Origin of the sequence: Nonomuraea sp. NPDC049784 (assembly GCF_040659615.1) — a bacterium.
Classification (GTDB): domain Bacteria; phylum Actinomycetota; class Actinomycetes; order Streptosporangiales; family Streptosporangiaceae; genus Nonomuraea.
This window is the reverse complement of sequence record NZ_JBFAMX010000398.1, coordinates 1-9,461: the sequence shown is the minus strand read 5'-3', so window position 1 is coordinate 9,461 and position 9,461 is coordinate 1. Positions and strand designations below refer to the sequence as shown.

The following is a 9,461-nucleotide window of genomic DNA, read 5'->3' as shown; positions in this document are numbered from 1 at the left end:
GCCGGGAAGCGCGCCGTACCGCAGCCGTCGCACTCCTGCACCGCGAACTCACGCCTTGCCACCCGCTCCCACCACTCCCTGGAGTCCCGGTCGGGCTCGGGCCGGTACGCGGTCATCACGCACTCCTCAGGATCAGGGCGGAGGTGGCCGGCAGGATGTAGCCGGGCTGGGCGGTGGAGAGCGCGACCTCGGCACCCGGCACCTGACGGTCCCCGGCGTCGCCCCTGAGCTGGGAGACCGCCTCGGCGAGGTGGTTCATGCCATGGACGTAACCCTCCGACAGGAAGCCCCCGTGCGTGTTGACCGGGAGCGGACCGTCCAGCGCGGTCGCGCCCGAGGCCACGTACGGGCCACCCTCCCCCTTGCCGCAGAACCCGTAGTCCTCGAGCTGGACGATCACCGAGTACGTGAAGCAGTCGTACAGCTCGGCCACGTCGATGTCGCCCGGCCCCAGCCCGGCCTGCTCGTAGAGACGCGGGGCCAGGGCCGCGGCCGCGGTCACCGTGGGATCGGCGGACGGGCCGGACAGGTGTGTGGTGCCGCCGCCCCAGGCGGCGGCCGATATCAGCACCGGGGGACGGCGGAGCGAGCGGGCGCGTTCGGCGGTGGTGACGACCACGGCGCAGGCGCCGTCCGTCTCCAGGCAGCAGTCCAGCAGCCGGAACGGCTCCGCGATCCACCTGCTCGCCAGGTAGTCGTCGAGCGTGATCGGGGTGCGCATCAGCGCCCGGGGATTCTTGGCGGCGTTGGCGCGCTGGGTGACCGCCAGCTGGCCGAAGTGCTCAGCTTTAGTGCCGTATTTCAGCATGTGGGCGCGGGCGTACATGGCGTACTGCTGCGGCGGCGCCACATACCCGTACGGGGCCTGGTACTGCACCTCAGGGCTCACCGGGACGCCCCGGCCCGTGCCGCCCATGCGGAACTCGGACCGCGCGTTGATGGCTCGATAGCAGACGACCGTCTCCGCCATGCCCGCCGCCACCGCCAGGGCCGCCTGGCCGACGACCGCGTGGGAGACGCTTCCGCCGCCGAACTGGTCGAGGTGCCAGGTGAGGTCCGCCAGCCCCAGCGCCGGGCCGACCAGGGTGGGCGCGGCGGAGTCGCCCACGCGGTGCGTGGCCAGCCCGTCGACCTCGTCCACCGTCAGCCCCGCGTCCTCCAGCGCGGCCAGCACGGCCCGGCAGGCCAGCGTGAGCGTGCTGACGCCCGAGTCCTTGGCGAACGGGGTGTAGCCCACCCCGGCGATGGCGGTCCGGTTTCGAAAATCAAGCAAGCGCTTGGGCACATTAGTCACGTTAAACCGGACATTTCCCCATGTCAACGCAGCACGGCAAGCGCCCCGAGAAGAACACGGGCCGAGGGCCCTTCCTACAGAGCGCTGTACCGTCGCGGCAGGCCGGAGCAGAATGGCGCGATGGCAGCGCAGTACGACAACACCGACGCCTTCCGTGGCGTGAGCTTCACGAATGCCGACCTCTCCTCCGCGACGTTCCCCGGCTGCGACATGCGCCAGATCAAGATCGTCGACTCCTGGCTCATGGACGTCAGCGTGTCCGGGGATGTGCGCAACTTCCGCGTCAACGACGTGGACGTCACCCTCTACGTCGAGGCCGAGCTCGAACGGCGGCATCCCGAGCGCGCGCAGCTGCGCGCGATGCGGACGGCCGACGAGTTCCGCGCGATGTGGGACACGATCGAACGGCTCTGGTCGGAGACGGTCGCCCGCGCGGAGCGGCTGCCCGAAGCGGTTCGCCACGAGGGGGTCGACGGCGAGTGGTCCTTCGTCGAGACCCTTCGCCACCTGGTCTTCGCCACCGACGCCTGGGCCGGCCGGGCGATCCTCGACGAGCCGGATCCGTTTCACCGGCTCGGCCTCACCCACACCGGCTACCCGCCCAAGGACGCGGCGGCGCTCGGCATCGAGCTCGACTCGCGACCGTCGTACTCCGAGGTGATGGAGGCGCGCGCCGGCCGCGTCGCGCTGGTCCGGGGCATCGTCGAGGGCCTCTCCGACGCCGGGCTCGAACGGCCGTGCACGCGCGCGCCCGCGCCCGGCTATCCCGAGGAGGCGCGCACGGTCGGCAGCTGTCTGCGCGTGGTGATGGAGGAGGAGTGCGAGCACCGCCGCTACATGGTGCGCGACCTCGCGGTGCTCGAAGCACGCTGACCGACGCGGAGCGCGCCGGTCAGCCCTGCTCACGCCATTCCAACTTGACATGGTCTTGCCACCCCCCTACCGTCCAAGCAAGCGCTTGGTATGATAGGGCGCAGCCGGTGGACTAGGAGGCGGACCATGAGCACACACGCTGCCCGGCTCGTGGCGCCGGACGGCTGTCGCGGCCTTCCGGCGCCCCATCAGCGCAGGAATCGCAACGGAGCCGCCATGCCGACCGGCCCTTCACCCCAAAGCGCGAACGGCCATCTCGACAGCCGCGTCTTCCGGCAGGTGCTCGGCAGGTTCGCGACCGGTGTGGTGGCGATCACGGCGGTCGACCCGGTGAACGGCCGGCCGTGCGGGCTGGCGGCCAACTCCTTCACCTCCGTCTCGCTCGACCCGCCTCTGGTGGCGTTCTGCGTGGCGTACACCAGCACCAGCTGGCCCAAGGTACGCGGCGCGAAGGTCGTCACGGTGAATGTGCTGGCCGAGCACCAGCAGGACGTGTGCGCCCAGATGGCGACCAAGGGCGGCGACAAGTTCGCCGGCCTGGAGTGGACCGGCTCCCCCGGCGGCAACCCGGTGCTCGAAGGCGCGCTGGCCTGGATGGACTGCGCGGTCGAGGCCGAGCACCCGGCGGGCGACCACGTGATCGTGGTGGCCAAGGTGCTCCAGCTCGACACGCACGCCGAAGGCGGCCCGCTGGTGTTCTTCCGCGGCGGGTACGGAGGTTTCGTTGAGCCTGCCTGACCCGGCGGGCACCACGCCGGGCCTCCGCGAGGAGGCGAGGGCCTGGCTGGAGGAGGCGCTGAGCGGCGAGTTCGCCCACGCCAGGGGGCTCGGCGGCCCCGGGCGCGAGCACGAGGGCCACGAGCTGCGCCAGGCGTGGGAGCGCCACCTCGGCAAGGCCGGGTGGACCTGCCTGGGCTGGCCCGAGCGGTACGGCGGCCGCGCCGCCTCCCTGGAGGACCAGGTGGCCTTCCACGAGGAGTACGCCAGGGCCGACGCCCCCGCCAGAGTGGGCCACATCGGCGAAGGGCTGATCGGCCCGACCATCCTGGAATTCGGCACCGACGAGCAGAAGGACCGCTTCCTCCCGCCCATCCAGCGTGGCGAGGAGCTGTGGTGCCAGGGCTACTCCGAGCCCGAGGCCGGATCCGACCTCGCCAACGTCCAGACGAAGGCGCGTCTGGAAGGCGGCGAATGGGTCATCACCGGCCAGAAGGTGTGGACCTCGCTGGCGCACGTGGCCGACTGGTGCTTCGTGCTGTGCCGCACGGAGTCGGGCTCCCAGCGCCACAAGGGCCTGTCGTATCTGCTCGTTCCCATGGGCCGGCCCGGCGTCGTCGTACGGCCGATCGTACAGCTCACCGGGACGTCCGAGTTCAACGAGGTGTTCTTCGACGGCGCGCGCACGGCGGCGAGGAACATCCTGGGAGCGCCGGGCGACGGCTGGCGGGTCGCGATGGCCACACTCGGCTACGAGCGCGGCGCCTCGACGCTCGGGCAGCAGATCGGGTTCAGGCGTGAGCTGGCCAAGGTGATCGAGACGGCCAGGCGCACCGGCGCCATCCACGATCCCGTGCTGCGCGACCGGCTCGTCCGGTCGTGGCTGGAGCTGGAGGTCATGCGGCTCAACGCGTTCAGGATGCTGCGCCCCGACCCGGGCCCCGAGGTCTCGATCGCCAAGCTCTACTGGTCGGAATGGCACAGGAGGCTGGGCGAGCTGGCTCAGGCCGTGCAGGGCAAGGCCGGGCTGGTCGCCGACCTGCCGGGCGACCTCGGGCTCAACGAGCTGCAGCGGCTCTACCTGTTCAGCCGCGCCGACACGATCTATGCCGGGTCCAGCGAGATCCAGCGGAACATCATCGCCGAGCGCACCCTGGGACTCCCCCGCTGATTGGAGCAAGGATGCCCCCGCCATACACGCCGCCGTATCCGAGGGCGCACGGACTGCTCGACGGCAAGGTGACGCTCGTGACGGCCGCCGCAGGGGCGGGCATCGGGTACGCGACCGCGAGGCGCTGCGCCGAGGAGGGCGCGACGATCGTCCTCTCGGACAGGCACGAGCGCCGCCTGTCCGCCGCGGCCGACGCGCTGACCGAGCTCACCGGCGTCAAGCCGCTCGCCGTGCCGTGCGACGTGACCTCGGAGGCTCAGGTTCTGGCGCTGTTCGACGCGGTGGTGGAGGCGCACGGCAGGCTCGACGTGGTCGTCAACAACGCCGGTCTGGGCGGTACGGCCCCGCTGGCCGAGATGTCCGACGACCAGTGGCACGCGGTCATCGACGTCACCCTGAACGGCACCATGCGCTGCACCCGGGCGGCACTCAAGCAGATGATCGCCCAGGGCTCCGGCGTCATCGTGAACAACGCCTCCGTGATCGGCTGGCGGGCCCAGCGGGGGCAGTCGCACTACGCGGCGGCCAAGGCCGGGGTGATGGCGCTGACCAGATGCGTCGCGCTGGAGGCCGCCGAGCACGGCGTACGGGTCAACGCGGTGGCGCCCTCGCTGGCCGTGCACCCGTTCCTGGCGAAGGTGACCAGTGAGGAGCTGCTGGCGGAGCTGGCGGCCAAGGAGGCGTTCGGGCGGTCGGCCGAGCCGTGGGAGGTGGCGAACGTCATCGTCTTCCTGGCCAGCGACTACTCCACGTACATGACGGGAGAGGTGGTCTCGGTCTCCTCCCAGCACCCCTGACGCGGCCCTGTCAGGGGAAGATCAGGGTAGGCGGCAAGGGCACGACGATCTACTGTCCGGAGTATGGGCGCACGCTCTTCCTTCCTGCTCGATGTCCTCATGACGGAGTTCGGCGAGTCGATCCAGCGAGACCCCGCCGCTTTCAGGCGGAAATTTCGGAAAATGGCGGCTTCTCCCTTCGCCTTCTACCGAGGCAGTGCCTGCCTGTTCTACGCGGACATGACCGGCCCGTACGCGGACGAGTCCTACCTCGACGAGCCGACCAGCCGGGTCTGGATTCACGGCGACCTCCACGCGGAGAACTTCGGCACGTACATGAACGCCTCCGGCGTCCTGGTCTTCAACGTCAACGACTTCGACGAGGCCTACGTGGGCCCGTACGTCTGGGATCTCAAGCGCTTCGCCGCCAGCGTGGCGCTCATCGGGTACGCCAAGGCGCTGTCCGACGACTCGATCAGCATGCTCGTGACCGACTTCGCCGGCGCGTACCTGGTCGAGCTGGCCGCCATCGCGGCCGGTGGGGACGACGCGATCGGCTCGCTCACGCTGGACACCACCACCGGCGTGCTGCACCGGGTCCTGCAGACGGCGCGGCTCAGCACGCGGGTGGCGCTGCTGGACGTCGAGACCGTGGTCGACGACTACGACCGGCGGTTCGCGCTCATGGAGGGCCGGGAGAGCGTGGACGCGGCGACCAGGCAGTCCGTGCTGGCCGCGTTCCAGGACTACCTGGCCACGCTGCCGGGGCAGGCCGGCCCCGTCGAGCACGTGATCAAGGATGTGGCGCTGCGCAAGGGTGTGGGCATCGGCTCGGCGGGCCTGCCCTCGTACAACCTGCTGCTCGAAGGGCGCTCACAGGCGCTGGAGAACGACGTCATCCTCTACATGAAGCAGGCGGCGGTGCCCGCGGTGGCGCGGTACGTCACCGACGAGAAGGTGGCCTCCTACTTCCTGCACCAGGGGCATCGTACGGCCGAGTCGCAGCGGGCCCTGCAGGCGTACGCCGATCCCTGGCTCGGCTACTCCACGCTCAACGGGGTGGGCCAGCTCGTGGCCGAGGTGTCGCCGTACTCCGCCGACCTCGACTGGGACGACGTCAACGAGCCGGCCGATCTGCGCGCGATCGTGCAGGACCTGGGGCGGGCGGTGGCGCGCATGCACTCGGTGGCCGACGACGAGTCCAGCCACGACCTCGTCGACTTCTCGACGGAGGAGTCGATCGTGGCGGTGATCGGCGACGACAAGCCCGGATTTATCGGGATGCTGGTGGATTTTGCCCACCGGTATGGGGCACAGGCCCGGGAAGACCATCAAAGGTTCGTCGACCTGTTCCGCAACGGCCGTCTCCCTGGCGTGTGACTCCGGCGACCGCGCGGGCGGGAGGAGAGGCGTCGTGCGACATCTGATCGGGCTGCTGTTAGGGACCGAGGAGGACTGGCCGTCGGCGTTCGAGACCGTGCTGCGGCGGCTCGGCCCGATCAAGGGGGTGGGCGAGTTCGGCGTGGAACGCCTCACGATCGAGCCGTTCGACCTGCGGGCCAAGCCGCGTCACGAGCTGGTGATCGACCGGCTGGCGTACTGGTACTACCACCCGCGCGAGTGGCTCAAGAAGGTCTCCATGATGGACGACGTCTACCTTCTGAACAGCCCGTTCACGTTCCAGTCGATGGAGAAGCACGCGGCGTACTGCGCGATGATGCGGCTCGGGCTCAAGGTGCCGGAGACGGTGCTGGTGCCGTACAAGAACCCGCTCGACAACGCGCGGTACGCCTACACGGCGGCCCGCTACAACCAGCCTTTCGACCTGGACGAGGTGGCCGGGCGGATCGGCTACCCGCTGTTCATGAAGCCCTACGACGGCGGGGCCTGGCGCGGCGTGTCGCTGGTGCGCGACCGGGACGAGCTGCACCGGGCCTACGACCAGAGCGGCGAGATGCTCATGCATCTCCAGCAGGCCATCGAGGGGTACGACGCGTTTGCCAGGTCGCTGTCGATCGGGGCGGAGACGATGGTGATGCGGTTCAGGCCCGACGAGCCGATGCACGCCCGATACGCCGTCGACCACGAGTTCCTGTCTCCGTCCGTGGGCGAGGAGGTGGTGACGATCGGGAAGCTGGTGAACGCGTTCTTCCGGTGGGAGTTCAACTCCTGCGAGACCCTGATCAAGGGGTCGGACGTGCACCCCATCGACTACGCCAACGCCTGCCCCGACGTGGCGCTGACGAGCCTGCACTACTACTTCCCCTGGGCGATCAAGACGCTGGTGAAGTGGAGCGTGTTCTGCGTGGCCACCCGGCGCAGGCCGCGGATCGACCTGGAGACGCACGACTACTTCGCCGTCGAGGGGACGTACGAGGAGCGGCTGGCGGAGTACCGGCGGCTGGCGGACAAGTACTTCGAGACCGAGCGCTACCACGAGTTCTGCCAGGACCGCCTGGCACACATCGACGAGGTGGTGCTGGAGTGGGTGGCAGGGGCCGAGTTCGACCGGTTGCTGGTGGACACCGTGACCGCCACGTACCCGGCCCACGAGCGCGACCGCTTCGTCGAACACTTCCGCGGGCTGCTGCGGCTCTGGGTGAAGGAGTCCTAGATCTGAAACTGCCGGACCAGGTCGATCCTGGCGTAGAGAAGGGGCTGGGGTACGGCGGTGAGCACCTTATCCGCGAGATCGACCTGGTCCGGGGCTGGTGTGCGGAGCTTTGCCATTACGACGCGAGCCAGGCTGTTTCCGGCCCGGCTCGCGCCGCGGCGCGTCCCGCCTGGCTAGCCGACGTCGACCACGTCATCGACGCCCACGGCGCCGCGGTTGGTGGCGGTCACGGCGTTGCCGTTGACGTTGTTGATGCTGGTGGCGCCGAGGCCGCTCCGGTTGCTGCTGACGACGTTGCCGAAGTTGTTGCCCGACTGCGAAGAGCCTCGGTTGACGCTGGTGTTGCCGGCGTTGACGTCCGCGTACGCGGGTGCCGACAGCAGCGTCACGCCCGTGACCGCAGCGGCGATAAGACCCGTCACGCAGAGCTTCTTCATCATGTTCGTTGTTGTCCTTTCGGATCATCTTTGACTTCGGACGTCAGCCGGTCAGTAGAAGATGTAGGTCACCGTGATCCCGCCGTTGGTGGCGGTCGGGGCGATGCCGTTGATGTTGTTGACGTTGGTGGAGTCGCCTTCGCCGCGGTTGACGGCGGTGACGTCGCCGAAGTTGTTTCCGGACTGGGTCGAGCCGCTGTTGCGGCTCCAGTTGCCGAACCAGCTGTCACTTCTCCAGGGCCCGGACCAGCCGTCGTCGGCGTGAGCGGGGGAAGCCAGTAGTGCGCCGCCGGCGGCCGCTGCCATCACGACCGCGGCGGCGCACACCTTTCTGATCACTTCTGCTCCTTCGCCAGTTGGGCTTTGGGGCCGGCGGGCACGGGTCCGCGCCGCCCCCTTGACCTTCCTTGACCGCAGGAGATCAAGGTCAGTGCGAGCATATAACTGTGCGTTGCCAATATGTAGCTCTACGTGACCAGAACATTATTCGAGGGATACGCGGACAACAACGTAGCCATGGAAGGGGGTCAGTCGCTCGGTTGCGCGCCGTAGACCGGTTCGGGGAATGGGGCGGAGGCGAGGAGCGTGGCGACCGCGTCGCCGACATGTGCCGGATCCCAGCGACCGCCCTGGCCGGCCCTGGGCCCGTGCCGCCAGCCGGTGGCCAGGGCGATCGTCGCGCCCTCCACCTCGAACACCCGGCCCGTCACGTGGGCCGACCCTTCGGATCCGAGCCAGACGACGAGCGGGGCGATGTTCGCGGGGTCCATGGGGTCGAAGCCGGACTCCGGCCTGGCCATGGTCGCGGCGAACACCTCCTCGGTCATGCGGGTACGGGCGGCGGGCGCGATGGCGTTCACCGTCACGCCGTACCTGGCCAGTTCGGCGGCAGCCACCTGCGTCAGCGCGGCGATCCCCGCTTTGGCGGCCGAGTAGTTGGCCTGGCCGACGCTGCCCAGCAGGCCCGCACCCGACGAGGTGTTGATCACCCGGCCCTCGACGCGCTCGCCCGCCTTGGACCTCTCCCGCCAGTGCGCCGCCGCGTGGCGGAGCGGCAGGAAGTGGCCCTTGAGGTGGACGCGTACCACGTCGTCCCAGTCCTGCTCGGTCATCGAGACGAGCATCCTGTCCCTGACGAAGCCTGCGTTGTTCACCAGGACGTCGAGGCGGCCGTACGCGCTGACGGCGGTCTTGACGAGCCGGGCCGCGCCGTCCCAGTCGGACACGTCGTCGCTGTTGGCCACCGCCTGGCCGCCGAGCGCGTGGATCTCCGCGACCACCTCCAGCGCCGGGCCGCCCGAGCTGCCCTCGCCGCCCGGGCCCGTGCCGAGGTCGTTCACCACGACGCGGGCGCCCTGCCTGGCGAACTCCAGCGCGTGTTCCCTCCCGATGCCCCGACCGGCGCCCGTCACGATCACCACGCGGCCAGCACAGATTCCCACACAGACCTCCCAGAAGGATCATGCAGAGATATCAGGAAATGTCGCCCGAAGCTAGGTATCGCCAGGCGGGGATCTCGCCGCCGCCGTCCACCCGTACCTCCGCGCCCGTGACGTAGCCGGGCGCGGCCAGCCACAAG

The 9,461-nt window shown here is 69.6% G+C and carries 10 protein-coding genes; 6 read left to right on the top strand and 4 right to left on the bottom strand.

The features are described from left to right. Nucleotides 1-115 precede the first annotated feature (115 nt). Nucleotides 116-1,285, bottom strand: coding sequence for an acetyl-CoA acetyltransferase (locus AB0J09_RS44860; RefSeq protein WP_360705480.1), 1,170 nt, complete (start codon nucleotides 1,283-1,285; stop codon nucleotides 116-118). 129 nt (nucleotides 1,286-1,414) lie between these two features. On the opposite strand from AB0J09_RS44860, the gene AB0J09_RS44855 reads away from it, so the two are divergent. The 6 genes from AB0J09_RS44855 (at nucleotide 1,415) to AB0J09_RS44830 (ending at nucleotide 7,445) form a co-directional block, all read left to right on the top strand. After that, nucleotides 1,415-2,167 (top strand): DinB family protein, encoded by a 753-nt coding sequence (locus tag AB0J09_RS44855; RefSeq protein WP_360705477.1) that lies wholly within the window; start codon nucleotides 1,415-1,417, stop codon nucleotides 2,165-2,167. A gap of 216 nt (nucleotides 2,168-2,383) precedes the next feature. Continuing rightward, the gene (locus tag AB0J09_RS44850; protein ID WP_360705486.1) at nucleotides 2,384-2,905 is read left to right on the top strand and encodes a flavin reductase family protein; all 522 of its coding nucleotides are present in this window, start codon (nucleotides 2,384-2,386) and stop codon (nucleotides 2,903-2,905) included. After that, nucleotides 2,898-4,055: an acyl-CoA dehydrogenase family protein gene (locus AB0J09_RS44845; RefSeq protein WP_360705483.1), complete on the top strand. Its 1,158-nt coding sequence runs from the start codon at nucleotides 2,898-2,900 to the stop codon at nucleotides 4,053-4,055. Before AB0J09_RS44850 ends, AB0J09_RS44845 begins: the two co-directional genes overlap by 8 nt. A gap of 11 nt (nucleotides 4,056-4,066) precedes the next feature. Continuing rightward, the gene (locus tag AB0J09_RS44840) at nucleotides 4,067-4,852 is read left to right on the top strand and encodes an SDR family oxidoreductase (RefSeq protein WP_360705475.1); all 786 of its coding nucleotides are present in this window, start codon (nucleotides 4,067-4,069) and stop codon (nucleotides 4,850-4,852) included. A 63-nt stretch (nucleotides 4,853-4,915) separates the two neighbouring features. Next, nucleotides 4,916-6,211, top strand: coding sequence for a DUF2252 domain-containing protein (locus AB0J09_RS44835; RefSeq protein ID WP_360705472.1), 1,296 nt, complete (start codon nucleotides 4,916-4,918; stop codon nucleotides 6,209-6,211). A gap of 34 nt (nucleotides 6,212-6,245) precedes the next feature. Then, complete coding sequence (locus tag AB0J09_RS44830; protein WP_360705469.1) at nucleotides 6,246-7,445, top strand: hypothetical protein; 1,200 nt, start codon at nucleotides 6,246-6,248, stop codon at nucleotides 7,443-7,445. Nucleotides 7,446-7,618: 173 nt separating this feature from the next. Here AB0J09_RS44830 and AB0J09_RS44825 read toward each other — a convergent pair whose 3' ends face one another. From AB0J09_RS44825 to AB0J09_RS44815, 3 genes are all read right to left on the bottom strand, one after another. Further along, nucleotides 7,619-7,885 carry a hypothetical protein gene (locus tag AB0J09_RS44825; RefSeq protein ID WP_360705466.1) on the bottom strand — a complete coding sequence of 89 codons (267 nt, stop codon included), beginning with the start codon at nucleotides 7,883-7,885 and terminating at the stop codon, nucleotides 7,619-7,621. A 48-nt stretch (nucleotides 7,886-7,933) separates the two neighbouring features. Beyond that, nucleotides 7,934-8,221, bottom strand: a complete 288-nt coding sequence (locus tag AB0J09_RS44820) for a hypothetical protein (RefSeq protein ID WP_360705463.1) — start codon at nucleotides 8,219-8,221, stop codon at nucleotides 7,934-7,936. A 188-nt stretch (nucleotides 8,222-8,409) separates the two neighbouring features. After that, complete coding sequence (locus AB0J09_RS44815) at nucleotides 8,410-9,324, bottom strand: SDR family oxidoreductase (protein ID WP_360705460.1); 915 nt, start codon at nucleotides 9,322-9,324, stop codon at nucleotides 8,410-8,412. Nucleotides 9,325-9,461 lie beyond the last annotated feature (137 nt).